The organism is Candidatus Ruthia endofausta (assembly GCF_013342985.1).
In the GTDB taxonomy this organism is placed as follows: Bacteria; Pseudomonadota; Gammaproteobacteria; order PS1; family Pseudothioglobaceae; genus Ruthia; species Ruthia endofausta.
The window spans coordinates 278,363-300,126 of sequence record NZ_CP054490.1; the positions used below are offsets into that span (position 1 = coordinate 278,363).

Below are 21,764 nucleotides of genomic sequence, written 5' to 3' on the forward strand. Positions count from 1 at the left end.
TGGCTAGTCTTTTTCTGCCAGGCTAACCTGAATGCTTAATTCACGTAATAATTTTCTTGGTACACTTCCAGGTGCATTGGTTAACAAACAAGCGGCAGTTTGAGTTTTAGGAAAGGCAATTACATCACGAATAGAATTTGCACCTGTCATAATCATCACCAAGCGGTCAAGCCCAAATGCCATGCCGCCATGAGGTGGACAGCCGTATTCTAGAGCATCTAGCAAGAATCCAAATTTATCTTGTGCCTCCTGATCAGAAATACCTAATAATTTTAGCACCATTTTTTGCATCTTAACTTGGTGGATTCGAATAGAGCCACCACCTACTTCAGAACCATTAATGACTAAATCATAGGCTCTGGATAAGGCGGTTGTGGCAGTTTGCTCTAGAATTTTAGTATCAACACTGGGTGCGGTAAATGGGTGATGAATTGCATTTAATGAGCCATCATCACCCGCTCCAAACATTGGAAAGTCAACCATCCAAATAGGTGCCCATTGTTTGTCAAATAAGTCTAAATCTTTAGCAAGTTGCTCGCGCAAATTACCCAAAGCTTCATTGACAATTTTAGTTTTATCAGCGCCAAAGAAAATAATATCACCTGTTTTTGCACCTGTCATTTCGATAACTTTAGCGGTCATTTCATCGCTTAAGAATTTTAAAATAGGGGAAGTTGGGCCATCCTCATTAAGTTTGATATAAGCCAAGCCTTTTGCGCCATAAATACTAACGTATTTTGTGTATTTATCAATATTTTTACGACTAATACTAGCACCACCTGGTACTTTTAAAGCGGCAACACGAGAGTCGTCATCGTTAGCAGGACCTGAAAATACTTTAAAATCAACATCTTGCATTAGCTTGTCCATGCTGACTATTTGCATTGAAATACGCATATCTGGGTGATCTAGTCCGTATTTTTCCATGGCATCTACATAAGTAATGGTGGGAAAATTGTCATCTAAATCAACGTTAATGACTGATTTAAACAAGCCTCTAGTCATTTTTTCCATCATTGTCATGATTTCATTTTCACTCATAAATGAAGTTTCAACATCAAATTGGGTAAATTCAGGTTGGCGATCAGCACGCAAGTCTTCATCTCTAAAACACTTAACAATTTGATAATAACGCTCAAATCCTGACATCATTAAAAGTTGTTTGAATAATTGTGGCGATTGTGGCAAAGTAAAGAACTCACCCGGATGAGCGCGCGAAGGCACTAAATAATCGCGCGCACCTTCTGGGGTGGCTTTGGTTAAAAACGGAGTTTCAATATCTAAAAAATCATGCTCATCCATAAATTCACGCATGTAACGAGTAACTTGAGAGCGCAAACGCAAACGATTTTGCATGGCATCACCGCGTAAGTCTAGATATCTATATCTAAGTCGCACTTCTTCTGAAGTATCAGTTGCATCAATTTGGAACGGGATGGGTTTGGAGGTGTTAAGAATTTCAATATTTTGTGCTTTAATTTCAATCTCGCCAGTACTTAGTTTTGGGTTGGTTAAGCCTTCGCCTCTGGCAATCACTGTACCTGTAATTTTTAATACAAATTCGTTACGAATGGTTTCGGCCAAAGAGAAATCTGCATTGTCAGGATTAATAACCACTTGAGCAATACCGCGTTTGTCACGCATGTCTAAAAAGATAACACTCCCATGATCACGCCTACGATTAACCCAGCCACAAATTTCTACTGTTTGGTTTATATTGTCTTTGTTTAGTTCGCCACAGTAATGCGTTCTCATAGTTTCTCCTTTGTTTGTGCTGGCGTTACTACGCCAGTAGAAATAATCAGTTTGAATGCTTCATCAACATTCATGTCAAGTTCGATCACATCCTCTTTTGCTAGCATAATGAAAAAACCAGAAGTAGGGTTAGGCGTGGTGGGCACGTAAATATTAATCATTTCTTGTCCAATTCTTTTCGCCACCTCACCACCATAGTTGCCTGTTTGAAAGGCAATGGCCCACATACCTTTACGCGGATATTCAACCAATAATGCTTTTTTGAAACTTTCACCAGATGGACTAAGCACAGTATCTGAAAGTTGTTTAAGTGCGCTATAAATGCCTCTAAAGCCTGGAATTTTATTGAGTAGTTTTTCCCAAAGTTGGATGAGTTTACGACCAATAAAGTTATTAACCAAAGCGCCTGTTATCAGCATGATTAAAATAACCCAAACAATGCCAGATCCAGGAATAGCCTTGTCTAAATCAAATAAAGCTTCTGGTAGGTATTGGGTGGGAACAATGTTATTGACTAATTCTAAAAAGAATTTAATAACAACAATACTCATCCCTAAGGGTATCCAGAATAATAGACCAGAGATAAAATAATTTCGTAAGCGTTTCAACGGTTTAAAATAATAGCGATAAAAAAGGCTATTTTAGCATAAGCATCGCACTATTTTTATACCGACTCTTCATCTCTGAGTGTTAAGATTTCACATCCATTTTTCGTGACTAAAATGGTGTGCTCCCATTGTGCAGAAAGCGCGTGGTCTTTTGTGGTTACTGTCCAGTTATCGACTTTAGAAGTAACAACCTCAAACCCGCCTAGATTAATCATAGGTTCAATTGTAAAAGTCATACCCGCTTCAAGGGTTGGGCTAATGTTTAATTTTCTATCATCATAATGAACCACTTGAGGTTCAGCATGAAACTCAGTTCCAATGCCATGCCCACAATAATCACGCACCACGGTGCAATTATTCTTATTCGCATGAGCGCCAATTGCCTTGCCGATTTCACCTAAATGAACACCGGGTTTTACTTGTTTAATGCCGATATATAAACATTCTTGTGCAATCCTACAAATGCGTTGCGCTTTGACACTAGATTTACCAATGATGAACATTTTTGAAGTATCACCATGAAAGCCATCTTTAATAATGGTGATATCAATGTTAATTATGTCCCCTTTCTTAAGTCTCTTATCTCCAGGAATGCCGTGGCAAACTACATGATTAACACTGGTACAAATAGATTTTGGAAAGCCGTGATAATTAAGTGGTGCAGCAATAGCGCCTTGCTGATTAACAATATAATTATGGCAAATTTTGTCCAACTCATCAGTACTAATCCCAGCCTTAACATAAGGCGATATCATATCAATGACATCAGCTGCTAAGCGTCCAGCTACACGCATTTTTCCAATACCATCTTTTGATTTAATGGCTATTGACATCAGATTCTATTTTGAATTCTTTTAATACGCTTATCTAGCGGTGGATGTGTGGCAAACAACTCCCCACCCATACCAAACAGCATGGCATGGGCGTACTCTTTGGCATTAGGATTCTCAAGTTTTGTTTTACCACCATTTTGCATAACTTCAAATGCTTCAACCAAACCATTAGGATAACGAGTAAATTGAACAGCAGAGGCGTCAGCTAAATATTCACGTTGACGTGACATTGCTGCTTGTAAAATACGCCCAAACCAAACTGTCATCACCCCAATTAATGCAATGATAGCAGCAATTGTAAATAATACCAATTTTGCTCGACCATCCATACGGCGATTATAAGCGGCTTGGTAAAATATCATCCTGGCGAGAAAAAACACTGCAGTAAAGCCAAACACAAAGGCACTGATTTGGATATTAAGCTTGATGTCATGGTTGACAATATGCCCAATCTCATGAGCAATGACACCAGATAATTGAGTGCGATTAAAACTTGCTATTGAACCTTGAGTAATGGCAACAATCGCCTCTTGAGTGGTTTTTCCTGCAGCAAAGGCGTTAATGGCATTATCCGGGATGATGTATAAGGCAGGGGCAGGAATGTTAGCTGCTAAAGCTTGTTCAGTAACTATATTAAGCGCTTGTTTTTCCTCAATTGACAGCTCCTCTTCATCACTAATTAGTTTACCACCAAAGGCAAGTGCGATTTTATGTCCATTTGATTTTTGAAAAAAACCAAATGCAGTGGCACTCAGCATTGCCAATAATGCTACCAGTGAAAATCCTAAAAAATCAAACAATTGCTCTTGATTTTGAAAGACGATTTGATTGGCAGCAATGAACTTTTCACCAAAATTGTATTGTTGATATTCAGGCTGATAAAACTGTGCTAAATTGAGACCAACAAACAAAGTATAGCCAATCAATATAGATGAAATTAGTAATAAAACAAGGTATAAAAACCAAATGATTAGCGTGTTTTTTTTAGCTTTATCTTGATGCTCTCTAAAATCCATTGTTAAGGGCACCTCCAGAAATCTCAGTATGATTTAGGGAATGTAGTATTTTTAGCGCCTCTTTGAAGGATGGGAAAAGGCATTGCTTTATGTATTTCAGTACGAAGTCTGCCATTGGCATAAATTGTATTGGGGTTTCTTGGTACACCCTTAAGTAAACAAGTCTTTAGGCGTTTGGTTTAATTGTTCCATGCTTTCGCTAAATTCTAAATTTTGCGCATCCACACCAAAACCAAATACACCAGCAAACAATACATTAGGAAATGATTTTTTGTACTCATTAAACTTTTGAACCAAGTCATTATACCCCTGTCGAGCACTGGCAATGCGATTTTCTGTGGTGGTCATTTCTTCACTTAGTTGCACCATGTTTTCGCTTGCTTTTAAATCAGGATAAGCTTCCATTTTTAAGTTAAAACCACCCATTGCACTGTCTAATGCTACCTGAGAACTGGCTAAATTTGCCATGGTACTTACCTCTCCTGGATTTTTTTGCGCTGCTTCGTTGGCCTCTGTTAATCCTGCTCTAGCTTCAGTAACAGCAGTTAGCGTTTCCCTTTCATGCTCCATATATTTTTTGGCAATACCAACCAAATTGCCAATCAAGTCTAAGCGTCGTTTGAGTTGTACTGAAATCTGCTCAAAGCCATTTTGATACTGAGTTTTGTAAGAAACCAAGTTGTTATAAATGCTGACAATCCAAATAAATAAAACAATCACAATTGTAATCAGTAGCCAATTCTGTGTTAAAAATTCCATCTTAAATTCCCTAAAAGTTAATCAATATCGATGTTAATTATATAGGGATATCACTATTTAAATTCAATAGGGCAAATAAATTCAAGTGAAATTGCTTGGAGTTGGAAACCTTCCACGTGCACTTTTAATGCTTTTTTATTTGGTGTTTTCTGCCTGTTTTTATGTTGATTTCTAATAAGGATTTGTTATGGTTATGCGCTATTGAAGTCGCAAAACTAAGTGCATCTTTTTTGTCAATTCTTTCATCCAGTGTGATGGTGCTACTTGGAAATTTCTCTTTAACAATGGCAACATATGTTTTTTTAATTTCTCGTTTGGCAAACATGTCAGACAAGTTCCGTGCTGTTCTTTTTGTGTAAGCAATAATCATCAGACTAGTAGTTAAACAGCTATTTGGTGAATTGAACGCACTGGCAATCATATTGGCAAATAACATGAAGCATAAAGGGAAAATCGTTATCACCTTATATAATGTGCAAACTAAGCGTAATTTTCAGTCATCAGTGCCTTTTAATTCAAAGGGATTGATACAAACATTTGAAGATTATTTTTTCTAGTCAGATCAATTGGTATTCCAAGATCTGGATATCATCAAATCAAGATAATTTATCAGCCATGTTGATTCAAAAAATGCCAGATAGTAAGCAAAATAGTCAACAAGACTGGGATAGAGTATTGTTATTAGCAAACACCATTAGCCATGCAGAACTATGTGAACTATCTGCATAATCTCTATTACATAAGCTATTTCATGAAGAAGTGGTGACATCGTTTGAAAAACGACACAATTGAATACGAATACCAGCAAGATAGAGAAAGATTTGAAAGAATTATCTTCAATTTAGGCGAAAGAAAATGCTAGAGATTTGTTTAAAAAGCATGGTGAAATTGCCATTCATAATGAAATATGCACATGTGCACTTATTTTTTGATGAGAGTGATTTAGATAAGACATTTTCTAATTGAACATGTAAAAAAATATTGCAAAAAGCAAGATGGGGCGAGAAATGGGGTTTGAACCCGCGACAACCGGAATCACAATCCGGGGTTCTATACCAACTAAGCTATTTCCGCCATAAACTTTAAATGGTACGCCCAACACGATTCGAACGTGTGACCTATAGCTTAGAAGGTAGCTCCGCTCATCCTCTACCCATTCGCTAACGCGAAAGAGTAGCGTCTTAACTAAATAAGGTCAATAAATCCTTATATTAAATTAGAGTTAATCTGCCAGCTAATGATTTTCCTAGTTTCTTCTACCACACCCATTTAACCTTTCTAATTCAACAGGTGTTAATCTTCTCAGCTTGCCAGAAAGCGTCTCAACTACGTGTTTAAATCTTGATGTCCCTTTGCCGCCTTCGACAGTAATGATAGTCCTTGAAGCCCTATCAAGAGCATCTGGAAATGTAACAAGGCCTTCAGAATAATGATAGATGTGTCCACTGGATGCGGTTCTTCCTTCCTTCTTTGCACCTTTGAGATAAATCCACTTCTCTAGATCTGCTTTAGATATAAAGAACTCACTAGGAACATCTTTCTCATCTTGAAGAATACTGCCTAGAGTTTGTTTCTTTCCCTTATATTTGCGACAGTTGTAGAATCTGTATATACCTTTCTATCAATCATTATTCCAATCGTATCAAAGGGCCTCACTTTAGAAGTGTAATCATCAGTATTATTAGTAATCTCATCTAAGTCTCCGTCAATAGTAAAGTAAAGTACTTGTCAGGTTTAGATGGTGTTTGAATTAACTTGCATTGGGAATGCATTTTTCATCACGCCTTTGTTAGTAATCCAGTCAACAGGAGATTTAAGCCGCTTGATTTCCTTTCCAATATCTGAGTCAGACTTATAAGCCATAATGTAGACTCTCTTTCTTCTCTGTGGCATCCCATAATCAGCTGCATTAATTATTCTCCACTCAACTATATACCCTAGGCCTGACAACGAAGCTAGCATTATTGCAAAGCCTCTTCCTCTTTGAGAAACTGAGGACTTTAGCAGTCTGTTAACATTCTCAAGCATTAGATACTTCGGAGATTTGGTTTTCTTATTCTTTAGAATTGCGTATATTGACCACCAGAGAACTCCTTTCTTACCTTGAATACCAGAAGATTTCTTCAAGGTTCTAACAACGGAATAATCTTGATAAGGGAATACTCCCACAAGAAGGTCGTGGTCAGGAGTTGATCTAAAGTCTTCATCTATAACCTTAGCAATGTCAACATCACTATAATTTTATTAAAAATGATAGTGATGGCATTCTTCGCATTAGGTATTGGTATGTTTAATTCTTTAGAGATTCCCCCTATAGTTTGCCTATGTATCTCCCTACCTTGTTTAATAATTCTTGCTCAAGGTCGCCTTCTCTTAATAAATCTAATATGTCAGATATAGATTCAAACCTTTCAGGGTTCTTTAGTAAGTCTTTATGGTTTCCTTGACTATCCCTTCCTCCTGAGCCTAACCTGCAGGGAAAAAGCACCTTATAGTTTTTTTCTGTTAAGTTGTGAGCCAACCCATTAACTACAGTTTATTTAGTTTTACTTCACTCCGTTTCAATAATTAATTCGTCTGATGAGAATTCCCATAAAACAGTATCAATTATTTTCTGTTTCCGCCAGTTATTATTGTTATATTTGTAAAATACAAACAATACTTTCTTCAACTTTCTTTTGACGTGGGACTTGGCCCAGGTTTCATTAATCAAAGCAAGATAGTTTATACTGCAAATTTTGGTTCTTTCTTTAACAACTAAAGTCTTATTGCTGAGCTTGAGTGGGCAAGCTTTTAATTCAATTCCAGCCTCTAATAAATCTAACCCAGGTGTTGAGTTGTTTTTAATGCCAAACCAGTGTTGTTCGATAAAGTTATCAGTATTACCTTTGTTTTTATTGTTTATTTCACCTTGGGGATGTTGAGATAGATTAGAAATATCCTCAAAGCTTTTACCAATTAGAGAGAAAGCTCTTGTGAGAATAGTGCTTTCATTTTCCTTGCTGTAATCTAGATTGGCATCCATAATATTTTTAATGTCTTACCATTCAGCAATATGAATAGAAAAACGAGAATAGGTTGTATCTCCATACACATTCAAAGCATTATCTAAAAACCTCATTTCCTCTTTCTATCCATCCCTAGTAAATTTTGTATCGTTCTCCTTGTGAAATTCTTTCATCTCATCAATACTCAAACTAGCCGACATATCTAAATAACCTGGATTAACTTCATATTCTTTAAATCTTTTATCACTTATCAAATAGAAACCACTTATCCAGTTTGCATCAATGCGAAATATTACAATCAAAGGTTTCTACTTGAGAAGGAGTAGTCATTTGATTTGGTTGTTTCGGTTTTGATTGATTTCCAGTCGCAGGATGGGCCTGGAAAGGAATTAAAAGGAGAATAGAAAAAGTAAAAACTTATAAAACATATTTATTTTCCATTTAAATAATTAAGCCATCCAGTTAACTCAGCATCAGTATCAATATGCCCATCTGCATCATAACTAGCAACCTGCATGCCTTTATTAAATACGGCTGAATTTCCATTTACCCCCCCCATTTCTTCAAAAATATCTACAGTTTCAAATGTGACTATTTTGTAAATAAACTAATAGAAGAAACAACTAATGAGATTATTATCTTTCAGCCACACTTAACTTGTATATGCGCTTTGCAACAGTGTTTGAAACTTCATATACATAATCCATTGACTACTCATCTAGTAATAAATCACTATCTTCAAATCCATTCAGTTGTTTTCTTACGGAATTTATTAATTTATTCCTTAGATTTGTTTTACTAGGTGGTTTTTGAACTTTAGGTTTTGTTTTGGTTTCTGATACATCGCTCTTATTCTGTATTCTATCCAATTTTCTGTTAAGCTTTTCGATTTTATCCTCAAGAGCTTCTTTATTTTTTCTGTTGGAATACTTCTCACTTTCTCTATCGCTGTTGTTTAATTCTATCTCATTCGATATCCAAATGTAGATAGCTATTACAGCTACTAATTAATATGACGGCATATTTATCCTGCTTAGAAGTTTGTGCTATGATCCACTAAATCAGTTATTTCCAGATGTGTAGAGCACTTCTCATCACTAAGCACAACAAAAGTTTGACTAGTCCTATTCTCAACTCGGGAGATATTTTGCTAAAGTTATCAAATCCTAGAAGATGATACCCATTTGAAATCACCCTTAGTTCCGATGGTTTTGGTTGTGACAACAAAGGTGCTTTATTAGGGTCTATCAATGCCTTAATCATACGACAGGTTGTTGATTTACCAGAACCAGCCATATCCTACAGATAGTAAGGCGTAAACTTCTTTCCCTGCTTGTATCGCCATTCTTATCCACCCTACAAGCAGAGACAGGCTTAGCTCGTCAATATTTAATATGTTTTAACAAGCCTCTAATCTCTCCACCACTTTCTGGAATTGGTAAAGGAGCATATCGTTTGTTCTTGTAAAGAAAATACTGAAGTTACGTGTTAAGCTCCACCCGTGTTTATTGATTTTTATTACATAAGTCAATATATATGGCTTCGTTAATTTAAGCATACATTTTGGTAGGTTTCTATAGTCTCACCTTCAAATTCAGCTACAGCTTCAAGAGTTGAAATTACTGTTTCAAATATATTTTTACTTAATCCCTTTCCTGTCTTCTCATAGTTCCACATACGCACGGTCACCAAAACTTTCAGAATTAACTTGCATTAACTCTTTGTAGCCTTTGGTTTCCACATGTACGAATACCCCTCTATCCTTATTATTAAATAATTTGTATTTTTTCTTTGCAATGTCAATCAATATTGTTGAAGCTTTATCCTTGTCACTAGAATATTTTGTCTTCTTTATAACTCTCTAAGGCATTCAGTTCTATGTGAAGGTTATCCCAAAAATCTTTGATAGCAACATCCTTACAGGACTTAATTTGAACTTAAAAGTATAACAAAAATGTCAGTGGGTAGGAAATACCCATTTAGAGCAACTTACTCTATTTCGATTCTTTAGCTGCTTTAAATAGAAGAGCTCTCTCATCCTTAGAAGTATCCGATACGAGCACTATTCTCTGGTCTAGAGGGTATGCTTTTAACAGGGTTGTCTAATAAATTATAGTATCTACAGGCATATGTGGATACTACTAAAATAGCAGCCTTGTAGTGATTAACAGTAACATTTGATAAGTGAGAAGGGAGGTTGGATAGTGAGCTTGATATGTCCACTTTTCTAACTCCTGAAATTTGCTTTCTCCTTAGTTTGAGACCTCCAATAGTTAAGCCTATATTCCTCTTCTTTAGGTCTTTGACTTTTGTATCCATTAACTAGGTAGTCATCAATTATTTTAGACAGTAGCGTCTTGTGTTTATTCTCTTGAAAGGCTTGTATTTTCCTCTTGTCATCGTCTAGTCTTCTAACAAATCGGACAGCTTCACGTTTAGTAGTAAAGGTTTTGGTTATTGGTTTGAATTCAGGTGGGCGGATATATACACGATAAGTAACACCTTTCTTACGTTGAGCCTTTTGTATGTAAGCCATAGCAATCTCCATAAACTGCACGCAAAGAGGATTTATCGACTTTGAATTTAGTTAAGAAGGGGTTAAACCTTTATAGGATATGGGGCGAGAAACGGGTCTTGAACCCGCGACAACCGGAATCACAATCCGGGGCTCTACCAACTGAGCTATTCCCGCCATAAAAACTACTACCTCAGGTATTTTACCTTGAAGTGGTACGCCCAACACGATTCGAACGTGTGACCTACGGCTTAGAAGGCCGTTGCTCTATCCAGCTGAGCTATGGGCGCATACCAAAAAGGTTATTGTTAAAGCGCTCTAAAATGTAAAGTATTTTTTTTGTTGGTCGGAGTGGAGGGATTTGAACCCCCGACCACCTGGTCCCAAACCAGGTACGCTACCAAACTGCGCTACACTCCGAAAAAACGATAATTATACTTTGTTAAATTGAGATGTAAATAGTTAAATTACTGATGGCTTGCAATTAATCAATCCCTAGTTCATGCCAAATAGCATCAATTTTTTGTACAACGTCTTTATCCATTTCAATCGGCTCTCCCCACTCACGATTAGTTTCGCCAGCCAGTTTATTGGTGGCATCAATGCCCATTTTTGAGCCAAGACCAGAGACTGGTGAAGCAAAATCAAGATAATCAATAGGGGTGTTGTCTATTAAAGTGATATCACGACTTGGGTCAACACGTGTACTTAATGCCCAAATCACTTCTTTCCAATTCTTAACATCAATGTCATCATCAACAACAATCACAAATTTGGTATACATAAATTGACGTAAGAACGACCAAATGCCCATCATTACACGCTTGGCATGCCCTGAGTATTGCTTTTTAATGCTAACAGTTGCCATTCTATATGAGCAAGCTTCAGGTGGTAAGTAAAAATCTATAATCTCTGGAAATTGTTGTTGTAAAAGTGGTACAAACACCTCGTTTAATGCTACACCTAATATAGCAGATTCATCAATGGGCTTGCCTGTATAGGTGGAGTGATAAATGGGATTAATTCTAGTGGTTATTCTTTCTATTGTAAAGACAGGGAACTTTTCTACTTCGTTATAATAACCAGTGTGATCACCAAAAGGACCTTCATTTGCTATCTCATTTGGATGGATAACACCTTCTAGAATAATCTCAGCATTTTCAGGGACTTGTAAATCATTACCTAAACAAGTACAAACCTTGGTTTTTTTGCCTCGTAGAAGTCCAGCAAAGCCGTATTCACTTAATGCATCAGGAATAGGGGTGACTGCTGCCAGTGTTGTGGCGGGGTCAGCCCCAAGTGCCACAGCAATTGGAAAAGGCTCGTTGGGATTTTCTCCACACCAGTCTTTAAAATCGAGCGCACCGCCACGATGCGACAGCCAACGCATAATGAGTTTATTTTTTCCAAGAACTTGCTGGCGATAAATGCCTAAATTTTGCCGTTTTTTATATGGTCCTTTGGTGATGGTTACTCCCCAAGTAAGTAGTGGTGCAGCGTCTTTAGGCCAACAAGTTTGAATGGGTAATTTAGATAAATCAACTTCATCTCCCTCAATAACCACCGCTTGGCACTGGCCTTTTTTAACCAATTTAACAGGCATATTAAGTACTTTTTTTAGCGTGGGTAATTTTTTAATGGCATCTTTAAACCCCTTAGGCGGTTCAGGTTGTTTCAATTTAGCTAGTAGTTTTCCCAATTTTCTTAATGCAGTTAAGTCTTTTTGCCCCATAGCGGCAGCAACACGTTTTGTCGTGCCAAATAAATTTACCAATACTGGCATGTTTGAATTTTTAACATTTTCAAACAAAAGTGCAGGACCTTGTTTATCCAGTGTTCGGCGACAAATCTCAGTAATTTCTAAATGGGCATCAACTTGTATTTGAATGCGTTTGAGCTGCCCTTGTTTTTCTAATTCAGTGATAAATTCTCGTAAATCTTGATATTGCATTGATGATTGCCTTAAATTAGTTAAATTTTTTCAAAGTAATTTGTGTGCGCTGCCAGTTCTTGTTCATTTGCATAAACAACTTTGATTTTGCCAATGGCACGTTCTACTCGAATAATGTTATTAGTACTATTGGCTTGCTCGTTGGCGGTTTCCTCATTGCCAAATAAAGTAGATTGTCCACCAGTCATTGCCAGATAAACTTGTGCTAAAATTTTCGCATCTAGTAGTGCGCCATGTACAGTTCTTGCACTTGAGTCGATTTTAAATCGTCGGCATAAGGAGTCGAGATTGTGCAATGTGCCAGGTCGTTGTTGTTTAGAAAGTTCTAATGAGTCAATAATGCTACATTTATCCTCAATGCGCTCATTAATGTCTATAAGTTTAAGTTCATGGTTTAGAAAAGCAAGGTCAAATGGGGCGTTGTGAATGATGAGTGTTGCACCTTCAATATAAGTTAAAAACGTTTTAACAATAGCTTCAAATTTAGGCTTATCTGTTAAGAATTTATCAGTAATGCCATGAATTCGTACCGAATCGCCAACATTACGACTGGGCTGTATGTACTTATGATATTCATTATTTTCAGTGATTTGTCTGTCTACAATTTCTGTACAACCAATTTCAATGATGCGATGACCTTCAGAAGGTTCAATGCCCGTGGTCTCAGTATCTAGTACAATTACTCTTTCCATCGAATATTCCTTGAACTTATTTTATCGTGTAAAATTATTCGATTTTATCATAAATAAAATTGTAAATATTATGGCAAGAGTAACAGTTGAAGAATGTTTAGAACATGTAGAAAATCGCTTTGAGTTGGTATTGGTTGCGGCAAAGCGTGCACATCAATTAAGTTCTGGTGGTTATAAATCACTATTAGATGCAGGCAAAGACAAGCCAACAGTAGTGGCATTAAGAGAGATTGAGGCAGGGCTTATTGATGCTTCAATTTTAAGTGAAACTTATGAAATAGAAGAGCAATTATCAGCACAGCAAAAAGTAGCGGATAGCGCAAAGATGTCTGAAATTGAAGATGAATTATCAACAACAGTGGTTGATAAAGTTGCTGATAAGATGACAGAAATTAAACAGTAATTAACGTTTAGGATTTTTTTCGTCACTTTATTTTAGATAAAAATGGGCTCAATCATAAAGCATTCAATTTGAAAACAAAAGGCGTTGTGCCGATGATTGATTTTGCTCGGGTTTATGTTTTGTCATCAGCGGTATCTGCAGTTAATACGCAGGATAGGCTTAGAGAACTAATTGACCAAAAAGGCTTGAGTGGTTTAGGCGGTTGAGATTCAATTGAGGCGTATAAATTTATTAATTCTGTACGTATTAAAACACCAGGTACGTCAAAAATTAAAGAGGGGCGTGATGTGGATAATTATGCACTGCCTGAAGAGATATCTTCACTGGATATAAAGCATTTGAAATATGTCTTCCATATTGTGGGACAAATGCAAAGCGCGATGGTTTCTCAATATAAAACTGCTTTACTATGATTGAAAAGATTCATCGTCTTTTTCCAGAAAGATATCGCCAATATTTGCTCAATAATGATGAATTGCCTAATGCACTAAAACATTATTTGTCTTACCCTCTTATTAGTAAGCAAACACTGATTAAAGATATTGAATTTTTAGTGCTTGATTTCGAAACCACAGGGCTGAGTGCTAAATAAGATAGAATTGTTAGTGGGATATATACACTTTGATTAAGGGTTTGTATTTATCTTTAAAAGACAGTGCTCATGTTTTGGTCAGAGCCTAAACGTTTATTAACGAAGCGTGTTGGCAACTATATCATTTTGACAACTTACCAATGAGAATAGTAGATACTTTAAAAATTAAAACCAGAAAACGTATCATTAATCAAACCCGTATTAATGCCGAGAGTTTAAGATTGTTTTCACCTAGAAATCAATACAACTTGCCTTATTATAAAGCCCATAATACCATGCAAAATACCATTTCAACAGCAGAGTTGTTTTCTAGCCCAAGTGGCTTATATGAGTAATATTGACACCAATTGGGCGAATTGATTATCTAGAGATGATGTGTCTGAACGTAATTCTCTAGGTATGATTAACTTTTTTTATTTCTTAAAGCAACCACTATGTATCCAATTATCAAACCTAGTAAGCCACCCATATGTGATGAAGCAACTTATGAATTAATGTATCAAAATTCAATTGATGATAGTGATTCATTTTGGGCGCAACAAGCCAAAGCATTCCTAGACTGGGATAAGGATTGGACGCAAGTCTCCAATGTTGATTATACAAAAGGTCAAATTGAATGGTTTAAGGGTGGCGAGTTAAATGTTGCTTACAACTGCATTGATAGACACTTACCAAAGCGTGCAAACCAAACAACCATTATTTGGGAAAGTGATGACCCTGAGGTGAGTCAATATATTACTTATCAACAACTTCATGACGAAGTGGCAAAACTTAGCAATGGTCTTAAAGCATTAGGAGTTGAAAAAGGCGATCGAATTTGTATTTATATGCCGATGATTTTACAAACAAGTTACGCTATGTTGGCTTGTGCTCGTATTGGTGCTATTCACTCTGTGGTATTTGCTGGCTTTTCACCAGAAGCATTAAAAGATAGAATTTTAGACTCTGAGTGTAAGATTGTTATCACCGCTGATGAAGGCATGCGCGGCGGTAAAGCCACTGCACTAAAGACAAATGTTGATCAAGCAGTTAGTGAGTGCGATTGTGTTGATAAAGTGATTGTGGTAAAGCGTACAGGTGGTGATGTTAATTGGAACGATAGAGATGTTTGGTACCATGATTTAGTTGCTGATGTTTCAGCCGAATGTCCATGTGAGTCATTTGATGCTGAAACACCGCTGTTCATTCTTTACACTTCTGGTTCCACTGGGAAGCCCAAAGGCGTGTTGCATACCTCAGGTGGTTATTTGCTTTATGCTGCGATGACGTATCAATATGTTTTTGATTATCAAGGAGGTGATGTGTATTGGTGCACAGCAGATGTTGGTTGGATAACAGGGCATTCCTACATTGTTTATGGGCCACTTGCAAATGGCGCAACTACATTAATGTTTGAAGGCATTCCAACCTATCCTGACGCCTCACGTTTTTGGCAAGTTATTGATAAACATCAAGTCAATAGTTTTTACACTGCACCGACAGCAATTCGCGCACTAATGGGTGCTGGTGATAGACATGTTACTAATACCTCACGTTCAAGTTTACGTATTTTGGGTACAGTTGGCGAGCCTATTAATCCTAAAGTGTGGGAGTGGTATTATCACACTATTGGAAAAGGCAAGTGCCCTATTGTTGATACTTGGTGGCAAACAGAAACAGGTGGTCATATGATTACACCTTTGCCTTATGCAACCGCACTTAAGCCTGGGTCAGCCAGCAAGCCATTTTTTGGTATCGAGCCACAAGTTGTGAATGAGAAAGGTGAAATATTAACAGGTGAAGCCGAGGGTATTTTAGTACTAGCAAGGTCTTGGCCAGGGCAAATGCGCACTTTGTATAACAATCATCAGCGTTTTATGGAGGCTTATTTTTTCACTTTCCCAGGCAAGTACTTTGCAGGTGATGGTGTTAGGCGCGATGCTGATGGTTATTATTGGATTACTGGACGCGTAGATGATGTACTTAATATTTCCGGACATCGCCTAGGTACAGCAGAGATTGAATCTGCACTGGTTTTACATGATGGTGTTTCAGAGGCTGCAGTGGTAGGCTATCCTCACGATATTAAAGGCCAGGGTATTTATGCTTATGTATCAATTATGAATGACGTTGAACTAACAGATGAGTTTAAAGCTGAATTGGTCAAATTAGTACGCCGTGAAATTGGACCTATTGCTACGGTGGATAAAATTCAATTTGCATCAGGTTTGCCAAAAACGCGCAGTGGTAAAATTATGCGTAGAATTTTAAGAAAAATTGCACAAAATGATTATGATAATTTGGGCGATATTTCAACCTTGACAGAACCAAAAGTTGTTGAAGATTTGATTAAAAATAGAGTCATTTAAGGTTTAAAAATAACAACACTAAGTTATTAGTGCTACTTAGTGTTGTTATTTTTTTATGAATGGCATTACTTAGCAGTTAATACTTCCTGAAAACCTTGCTTAATTTTATCTTTAAGACTTAACATGCATTGTTGATGATAACTCGTTTGCATATTGTTATCTAATGAAATAACTTTGCCAAATACTTTGTATTCTAAGTCTATGATATTTTTAATATTATCACAGTAGTTTTGTATTTCTTCAGCAGTGTAAGAGATTAAGGTTGCCACACCAATAGCAGGCACAATAAGCCCTGTTATAGCAATGCCTGCTGAGGTTTCTTTTAATTTTTTAATGCGGGTAATGTTTTTTGTGACTGTGTTTTTATTTTGCTCTTCAAAGATATTTTTTAAATATTTAAGCCTTTCATCAGAGATTCGTAATTTTTCTTGAGTTGAAGTTAGTGAACTTTTTAAGGTTTTTACCTTGCTTCTTGTATCATTTATTTGTAAAATTTCATCATTTAAAACATGGCCTTTACTGGTTGCTAATGCAAGTTTATCTTGTATTTTTTTTAATTCTGAACGCGTTTTGATTAGTTGGTTATTGAGACTTTCCAGTGCATCTGTACTACCTGTGGTGGTAAAAGATTCTACAACTTGCTTAGTATTGTTAGGTTGAAGTGCTGTCAGTTTGGTGTTGTATTCTTGTACAAGATTGCTGATTTCATTGTTAAGTTTAATAACTTGGTTATTGTGAATAAAATAACCAACAAGTAGAGCGATTGTTAAAAAAATTGAGCTAAATAATGATTTATTTTCCATAATAACTTCTCAAAAAATTAAGGCATGTAAATATTCTTACTTTAGCCACTTAGCAGCTTGCTTGGCATAATAAGTTAAAATACCATCAGCGCCAGCACGCTTGAACGCCAACAAAGTTTCTAATACCACTTGTTCTTCCTTGAGCCAATTGTTTTGTACAGCCGCTTTTAACATAGCATATTCACCACTCACATGATAAGCAAAGGTGGGCATGCCAAAGGTTTGCTTGACTCGATAAATAATATCCAAGTAGGGCAATCCAGGTTTAATCATGACCATATCCGCACCTTCATCAATATCTAAACCCACTTCACGAATAGCTTCATTAGAATTAGCAGGATCCATTTGGTAAGTTTCTTTGTTAGATGCACCTAAATTAGCCAGAGAGCCAACGACGTCCCTAAATGGAGCATAATAATGGGAGGCATATTTTGCAGAATAAGCCAAAATATTCGTATGAATAAACCCATTGTCTTCAAGTGCTTTGCGAATGGCACCTATGCGCCCATCCATCATGTCACTTGGTGCCACGATATCACTACCAGCTTGTGTATGGGATAAGGCTTGTCTTACTAAGACTTCAATGGTTTCATCGTTAAGCACGTAGCCATCATTATTAGTCAAGCCATCTTGACCATGCGTGGTAAATGGATCAAGTGCTATATCAGTAATCACCGCTAAGTTTGAATATTTTTGTTTGATGGCGCGTATAGCGCGTTGTGCCAAACCGTCTGAATTAAATGCTTCTTGTGCATCTAATGATTTTTTTTCTGTCGAAACAACAGGGAAAAGTGCGATGGCTTGAATGCCCAATTCAATCAATTCAGCCGCTTCAATTAATAATTGATCAATGCTCAAACGTTCAATATCTGGCATTGAATCAATACTTTGTCGTTTATTTTTACCTTCAATGATAAAAATTGGAAAGATCAAATCACTGCTTGTTAGGCTGTTTTCACGCATTAATTTACGGGTATGTGCGTGTTTTCTCATACGGCGCGGTCTATGGGTTAAAATTGTCATTTTTGAATTTCAATTTATAATATTTCCATCAATTATACCTCAATGAGCCAATCAAGCAAAACCTTAAAAAATATGTCAAACGTTAATGAAGCGTTTATCAAGCCATTTCCTAACTCCAATAAGATTTATGTGCAAGGATCGCGCAAAGATATTCAAGTGTCTATGCGTGAAATTATACTCACAGATACCATTGGCGAGTTGGCAGAAAAGAATGCCCCCATTCATGTTTATGACACCTCAGGTGTTTACACCGACCCTAATGTTAAAATTAATTTGCGCAAAGGTCTTGGTAATATTAGAGCTACTTGGATTGAACAGCGAAACGACACTGAAATATTAACCAAATTGAGCTCTAATTTTTCTAATGAACGCCGAGAGGATGCACAATTAGATGTGTTACGCTTCGAGCACCTGCAAGTGCCACGTCGCGCTAAAAATACTAAAAACGTATCACAAATGCGTTATGCTAAACAAGGTATTATCACCCCTGAAATGGAATACATTGCCATTCGTGAAAATTGTAAATGGCAAGAATACAAAGATCAAATTGGCCAGCACGAAGGTGAGAGTTTTGGTGCTAATATTCCTGATGTAATCACACCTGGGTTTGTGCGCGATGAAGTCGCCAGAGGACGTGCGGTAATTCCTGCTAATATCAATCATCCAGAAACAGAGCCGATGATTATTGGTCGTAATTTTATGGTTAAAATTAATGGTAATATCGGCAATTCTGCACTGGGTTCAAGTATTGAACAAGAAGTTGATAAAATGGTGTGGGGTATTCGTTGGGGTGCAGATACCATTATGGACCTCTCAACTGGTAAAAATATCCATGAAACTCGTGAATGGATTATTCGAAATTCACCTGTACCTATCGGCACTGTGCCTATTTATCAAGCATTAGAAAAAGTTAATGGTATCGCTGAGGATTTAACTTGGGAAGTGTTTCGTGACACCTTAATTGAGCAAGCTGAGCAGGGGGTAGATTATTTCACCATTCATGCAGGCGTGCGCTTGCAACATGTGCCACTGACTATTAATCGTATCACAGGTATTGTATCTCGTGGTGGCTCAATTATGGCAAAGTGGTGTTTAGCACACCACACAGAGAATTTCATTTATACACATTTTGAAGATATTTGTGAGATTATGAAACAATACGATGTTACTTTTTCATTAGGCGATGGTCTGCGTCCAGGTTGTATTGCTGATGCCAATGATGCGGCTCAATTCGGTGAGTTAGAAACCTTAGGGGAGCTTACCAAGATTGCTTGGAAGCACGATGTACAAACTTTTATTGAGGGTCCTGGCCACGTACCAATGCAAATGATTAAAAATAATATGGATAAACAATTGCATGAGTGTAGTGAAGCACCATTTTATACACTTGGCCCACTAACAACTGATATTGCACCAGGTTATGATCACATTACCAGTGCCATAGGTGCGGCACAAATTGGTTGGTATGGCTGTGCCATGTTATGCTACGTTACCCCAAAAGAACATTTGGGCTTGCCCAATCAAGACGATGTTAAACAAGGCATTATCGCTTACAAAATTGCAGCCCATGCGGCTGATTTAGCTAAAGGGCATCCAGGTGCACAAATTCGCGATAATGCCCTTTCTAAAGCACGTTTTGAATTCAGATGGGAAGATCAGTTTAATTTAGGTCTAGATCCAGATACAGCGCGTAAATACCATGATGAAACCATGCCCAAACAAGCAGCAAAAACTTCACATTTTTGTTCTATGTGTGGTCCTAAATTCTGCTCCATGAAAATTACTCAAGAGATTAAAACCATGGACGTAGAAGAAATTGCTAAGATTAATGCCATTCAAGTAGAAATGGATAAAAAATCGGTAGAATTTTTAAATAACGACAGTGAAATTTATATGAAAAAAGGTGCTTAAATTTTTTGTCAATTTAATTAAAAAGTGACTCTTAATTTGTTTGAATGCTGTTTAAAAGATTTTAAGATTTAAAACAGCATTAGCCTTAAGAATTTAGGTTTTTGCAATGACAGCGGTTGTGCTTAGTTTGAAACACAAAAAATCCTTTTAAGACATTTGCTTTTCCTTGTTTTATAGCTTGTATGTAGGCACTTTCAGTAATGTTAAAAATAGTAACATTACTGCTTTTCACTGTCTTCGGTATTGTAACAACTTATTTTTTATATTGTAAATTTAAAATCACAAGGTAAAAGGTTTCTTGATTAATTGCAATGTGTTTTCAACTGCACCCTGCTTACTATAAAGGTATTGTTGAGCGTTGTTGCCCAATACTTTGCATTGTTTTTTATCATTTAATAGCGCCATTATTTTTTTAAATAAACCCTCTACATTTTGAATTTGAATAGCAGCGTTTTGTTTTAATAAATCTGATGATATTTCGGTAAAGTTAAATACATTAGGACCAAATATAATAGGCTTGGCAAAGGCAGCGGGTTCAAGCATATTATGTCCACCAGTATTGCTTAAACTGCCCCCCATGAAAACAATATCAGCAATATCAAAGTAAGACATCATTTCACCCATAGAATCGCCTAAAAGAATTTGAGCATTTTGGGCAAGTTGGTTTTCTGAGCGACGAACAACATTGAGATTGGCGTTCTTAGCTGATTTATAAACTGCATTGAAACGTTCTGGATGCCTTGGAATAATAACAAGCAAGGCATCAATAGTGTGCTTATGTTTTGAATATTCATTAATAATTTGCGCCTCTTCATTTTCATGAGTGCTGGCAAAAATAACAATTTTACGTCTACCAATTATCGCTTGTAATGCATTACTTATTGTTGTGTCGGGCTTTGTATTTTGATCAAATTTAATATTACCAGTTATGATTACATTATTATTCTTGGCGCCTAATTCAATAAAACGATTAGCAGAATTTTGATTTTGAGCAACAATCAAAGTGAGCTTGTTTAAGGTTGGTTTAATTAAATTGGCGGTAAATCTTTGATATTTTTCTTTTGATTGTTGTGATAATCTGGCATTGATAAGCAGTGTTGGAATGTTATTTTTGTTGAGTTCATGAATTAGATTAGGCCAAATTTCTGTTTCTAGTAATAGGCATATTTTTGGGTTAATTTTTTTAATATAATATTTAACAATTAGTGGTAGGTCATAAGGAAAATAAAGGTGAAATACCTTATTTTGATAATGACTAATCACTGCATCAGAGCCTGTAGGTGTGGTTGTGGTAATTAATAATCGATGATTAGGGTATTGTTTAATAAGTTGGTCGATAATAACAATGGCTGCTTTAAATTCACCCATGGAAACACAATGTACCCAAATAACAGGTACTTGGATTTTAGCAATTAAGCCGAGTCGCTCGTTAATCCTTTGCCTAAATTTAGGTGTTCTTATGCCTTTAATCATTAACCTTAAAATTATAAAGGGCAATAAAAGATATCCTATGATGTTGTAGAAGCTTTGGTTCATTTTGGCAGTGG

20 protein-coding genes, 3 tRNA genes and 2 pseudogenes are annotated in these 21,764 nt (G+C 36.6%); 6 read left to right on the forward strand and 19 right to left on the reverse strand.

What is annotated here, in order from left to right:
• Nucleotides 1-3: 3 nt before the first annotated feature.
• The 16 genes and pseudogenes from aspS to dnaQ form a co-directional block, all read right to left on the reverse strand.
• Nucleotides 4-1,755 carry an aspartate--tRNA ligase gene (gene aspS / locus HUE58_RS01465; RefSeq protein ID WP_174605318.1) on the reverse strand — a complete coding sequence of 584 codons (1,752 nt, stop codon included), beginning with the start codon at nt 1,753-1,755 and terminating at the stop codon, nt 4-6.
• Nucleotides 1,752-2,363: a DUF502 domain-containing protein gene (locus HUE58_RS01470; RefSeq protein WP_174605319.1), complete on the reverse strand. Its 612-nt coding sequence runs from the start codon at nt 2,361-2,363 to the stop codon at nt 1,752-1,754. Before HUE58_RS01470 ends, aspS begins: the two co-directional genes overlap by 4 nt.
• A gap of 56 nt (nt 2,364-2,419) precedes the next feature.
• On the reverse strand, nt 2,420-3,196 hold the full coding sequence (gene map / locus HUE58_RS01475; protein ID WP_174605320.1) for a type I methionyl aminopeptidase: 777 nt from the start codon (nt 3,194-3,196) through the stop codon (nt 2,420-2,422).
• Nucleotides 3,196-4,212 carry a M48 family metalloprotease gene (locus HUE58_RS01480; RefSeq protein WP_174605321.1) on the reverse strand — a complete coding sequence of 339 codons (1,017 nt, stop codon included), beginning with the start codon at nt 4,210-4,212 and terminating at the stop codon, nt 3,196-3,198. The genes map and HUE58_RS01480 overlap by 1 nt, the downstream gene beginning before the upstream one ends.
• 150 nt (nt 4,213-4,362) lie before the next feature.
• Nucleotides 4,363-4,971: a LemA family protein gene (locus HUE58_RS01485; protein ID WP_174605322.1), complete on the reverse strand. Its 609-nt coding sequence runs from the start codon at nt 4,969-4,971 to the stop codon at nt 4,363-4,365.
• Between the two features lie 124 nt (nt 4,972-5,095).
• On the reverse strand, nt 5,096-5,341 hold the full coding sequence (locus HUE58_RS01490) for a pseudouridine synthase (RefSeq protein WP_174605323.1): 246 nt from the start codon (nt 5,339-5,341) through the stop codon (nt 5,096-5,098).
• Nucleotides 5,342-6,705: 1,364 nt separating this feature from the next.
• Nucleotides 6,706-6,834 (reverse strand): hypothetical protein, encoded by a 129-nt coding sequence (locus HUE58_RS07205; protein ID WP_340689624.1) that lies wholly within the window; start codon nt 6,832-6,834, stop codon nt 6,706-6,708.
• Nucleotides 6,835-6,840: 6 nt separating this feature from the next.
• Nucleotides 6,841-7,194 (reverse strand): annotated as a pseudogene (gene dcm, locus HUE58_RS07290) (DNA (cytosine-5-)-methyltransferase); the annotation flags it as partial.
• 328 nt (nt 7,195-7,522) lie between these two features.
• Entirely contained in the window at nt 7,523-7,996 is a 474-nt protein-coding gene (locus HUE58_RS01500; protein WP_174605324.1) for a MutH/Sau3AI family endonuclease, read from the reverse strand.
• Nucleotides 7,997-8,409: 413 nt separating this feature from the next.
• Complete coding sequence (locus tag HUE58_RS07075) at nt 8,410-8,538, reverse strand: hypothetical protein (RefSeq protein ID WP_277998011.1); 129 nt, start codon at nt 8,536-8,538, stop codon at nt 8,410-8,412.
• A 1,668-nt stretch (nt 8,539-10,206) separates the two neighbouring features.
• Complete coding sequence (locus tag HUE58_RS01505) at nt 10,207-10,515, reverse strand: hypothetical protein (protein WP_174605325.1); 309 nt, start codon at nt 10,513-10,515, stop codon at nt 10,207-10,209.
• An 80-nt stretch (nt 10,516-10,595) separates the two neighbouring features.
• Nucleotides 10,596-10,671 (reverse strand) — tRNA-His (locus tag HUE58_RS01510).
• Nucleotides 10,672-10,707: 36 nt separating this feature from the next.
• Nucleotides 10,708-10,784: transfer RNA gene (locus HUE58_RS01515), tRNA-Arg, on the reverse strand.
• A gap of 53 nt (nt 10,785-10,837) precedes the next feature.
• A tRNA-Pro gene (locus HUE58_RS01520) sits at nt 10,838-10,914 on the reverse strand.
• A 64-nt stretch (nt 10,915-10,978) separates the two neighbouring features.
• A complete protein-coding gene (gene ubiD / locus HUE58_RS01525; protein ID WP_174605326.1) occupies nt 10,979-12,445 on the reverse strand; it encodes a 4-hydroxy-3-polyprenylbenzoate decarboxylase in 1,467 nt (488 codons plus the stop codon).
• 20 nt (nt 12,446-12,465) lie between these two features.
• Nucleotides 12,466-13,137: a DNA polymerase III subunit epsilon gene (dnaQ, locus tag HUE58_RS01530; protein WP_174605327.1), complete on the reverse strand. Its 672-nt coding sequence runs from the start codon at nt 13,135-13,137 to the stop codon at nt 12,466-12,468.
• 70 nt (nt 13,138-13,207) lie between these two features.
• On the opposite strand from dnaQ, the gene rpoZ reads away from it, so the two are divergent.
• The 5 genes and pseudogenes from rpoZ to acs all read left to right on the forward strand — a co-directional run bounded on the left by rpoZ (nt 13,208) and on the right by acs (nt 16,480).
• Complete coding sequence (gene rpoZ / locus HUE58_RS01535; RefSeq protein ID WP_174605328.1) at nt 13,208-13,540, forward strand: DNA-directed RNA polymerase subunit omega; 333 nt, start codon at nt 13,208-13,210, stop codon at nt 13,538-13,540.
• 68 nt (nt 13,541-13,608) lie between these two features.
• Nucleotides 13,609-13,953: pseudogene (locus tag HUE58_RS06755) on the forward strand (putative nucleotidyltransferase substrate binding domain-containing protein).
• Nucleotides 13,950-14,132, forward strand: a complete 183-nt coding sequence (locus tag HUE58_RS01550) for a hypothetical protein (RefSeq protein ID WP_174605329.1) — start codon at nt 13,950-13,952, stop codon at nt 14,130-14,132. The pseudogene HUE58_RS06755 and the gene HUE58_RS01550 overlap by 4 nt, the downstream one beginning before the upstream one ends.
• Nucleotides 14,133-14,272: 140 nt before the next feature.
• Complete coding sequence (locus tag HUE58_RS01555) at nt 14,273-14,467, forward strand: 3'-5' exonuclease family protein (RefSeq protein ID WP_174605330.1); 195 nt, start codon at nt 14,273-14,275, stop codon at nt 14,465-14,467.
• 99 nt (nt 14,468-14,566) lie between these two features.
• On the forward strand, nt 14,567-16,480 hold the full coding sequence (gene acs, locus HUE58_RS01560; RefSeq protein ID WP_174605331.1) for an acetate--CoA ligase: 1,914 nt from the start codon (nt 14,567-14,569) through the stop codon (nt 16,478-16,480).
• Between the two features lie 65 nt (nt 16,481-16,545).
• On the opposite strand, the gene HUE58_RS01565 is transcribed toward acs, so the two are convergent.
• Both HUE58_RS01565 and hemB read right to left on the reverse strand, forming a co-directional pair.
• Nucleotides 16,546-17,283 (reverse strand): hypothetical protein, encoded by a 738-nt coding sequence (locus HUE58_RS01565; protein WP_174605332.1) that lies wholly within the window; start codon nt 17,281-17,283, stop codon nt 16,546-16,548.
• Between the two features lie 36 nt (nt 17,284-17,319).
• Nucleotides 17,320-18,306 carry a porphobilinogen synthase gene (gene hemB / locus HUE58_RS01570; RefSeq protein ID WP_174605333.1) on the reverse strand — a complete coding sequence of 329 codons (987 nt, stop codon included), beginning with the start codon at nt 18,304-18,306 and terminating at the stop codon, nt 17,320-17,322.
• A gap of 42 nt (nt 18,307-18,348) precedes the next feature.
• Here hemB and thiC point away from each other — a divergent pair, with 42 nt between their 5' ends.
• Nucleotides 18,349-20,217, forward strand: coding sequence for a phosphomethylpyrimidine synthase ThiC (gene thiC / locus HUE58_RS01575; RefSeq protein ID WP_277998012.1), 1,869 nt, complete (start codon nt 18,349-18,351; stop codon nt 20,215-20,217).
• 279 nt (nt 20,218-20,496) lie between these two features.
• Here thiC and waaA read toward each other — a convergent pair whose 3' ends face one another.
• Nucleotides 20,497-21,753 (reverse strand): lipid IV(A) 3-deoxy-D-manno-octulosonic acid transferase, encoded by a 1,257-nt coding sequence (waaA, locus tag HUE58_RS01580; protein ID WP_174605334.1) that lies wholly within the window; start codon nt 21,751-21,753, stop codon nt 20,497-20,499.
• Nucleotides 21,754-21,764 lie beyond the last annotated feature (11 nt).

Excerpts from the sequence above, each read along its gene's own strand:
- map (WP_174605320.1), bottom strand. The coding sequence starts at position 3,196 with ATGTCAATAGCCATTAAATCAAAAGATGGTATTGGAAAAATGCGTGTA.
- thiC (WP_277998012.1), top strand. The coding sequence starts at position 18,349 with ATGAGCCAATCAAGCAAAACCTTAAAAAATATGTCAAACGTTAATGAA.
- acs (WP_174605331.1), top strand. The coding sequence starts at position 14,567 with ATGTATCCAATTATCAAACCTAGTAAGCCACCCATATGTGATGAAGCA.
- HUE58_RS01485 (WP_174605322.1), bottom strand. The coding sequence starts at position 4,971 with ATGGAATTTTTAACACAGAATTGGCTACTGATTACAATTGTGATTGTT.
- HUE58_RS01480 (WP_174605321.1), bottom strand. The coding sequence starts at position 4,212 with ATGGATTTTAGAGAGCATCAAGATAAAGCTAAAAAAAACACGCTAATC.
- HUE58_RS01490 (WP_174605323.1), bottom strand. The coding sequence starts at position 5,341 with ATGATTATTGCTTACACAAAAAGAACAGCACGGAACTTGTCTGACATG.
- rpoZ (WP_174605328.1), top strand. The coding sequence starts at position 13,208 with ATGGCAAGAGTAACAGTTGAAGAATGTTTAGAACATGTAGAAAATCGC.
- dnaQ (WP_174605327.1), bottom strand. The coding sequence starts at position 13,137 with ATGGAAAGAGTAATTGTACTAGATACTGAGACCACGGGCATTGAACCT.
- HUE58_RS01555 (WP_174605330.1), top strand. The coding sequence starts at position 14,273 with ATGAGAATAGTAGATACTTTAAAAATTAAAACCAGAAAACGTATCATT.
- hemB (WP_174605333.1), bottom strand. The coding sequence starts at position 18,306 with ATGACAATTTTAACCCATAGACCGCGCCGTATGAGAAAACACGCACAT.
- ubiD (WP_174605326.1), bottom strand. The coding sequence starts at position 12,445 with ATGCAATATCAAGATTTACGAGAATTTATCACTGAATTAGAAAAACAA.
- HUE58_RS01505 (WP_174605325.1), bottom strand. The coding sequence starts at position 10,515 with ATGGCTTACATACAAAAGGCTCAACGTAAGAAAGGTGTTACTTATCGT.
- HUE58_RS01500 (WP_174605324.1), bottom strand. The coding sequence starts at position 7,996 with ATGGATGCCAATCTAGATTACAGCAAGGAAAATGAAAGCACTATTCTC.
- HUE58_RS01550 (WP_174605329.1), top strand. The coding sequence starts at position 13,950 with ATGATTGAAAAGATTCATCGTCTTTTTCCAGAAAGATATCGCCAATAT.
- HUE58_RS01565 (WP_174605332.1), bottom strand. The coding sequence starts at position 17,283 with ATGGAAAATAAATCATTATTTAGCTCAATTTTTTTAACAATCGCTCTA.
- waaA (WP_174605334.1), bottom strand. The coding sequence starts at position 21,753 with ATGAACCAAAGCTTCTACAACATCATAGGATATCTTTTATTGCCCTTT.
- HUE58_RS07205 (WP_340689624.1), bottom strand. The coding sequence starts at position 6,834 with ATGGCTTATAAGTCTGACTCAGATATTGGAAAGGAAATCAAGCGGCTT.
- aspS (WP_174605318.1), bottom strand. The coding sequence starts at position 1,755 with ATGAGAACGCATTACTGTGGCGAACTAAACAAAGACAATATAAACCAA.
- HUE58_RS07075 (WP_277998011.1), bottom strand. The coding sequence starts at position 8,538 with ATGGGGGGGGTAAATGGAAATTCAGCCGTATTTAATAAAGGCATGCAG.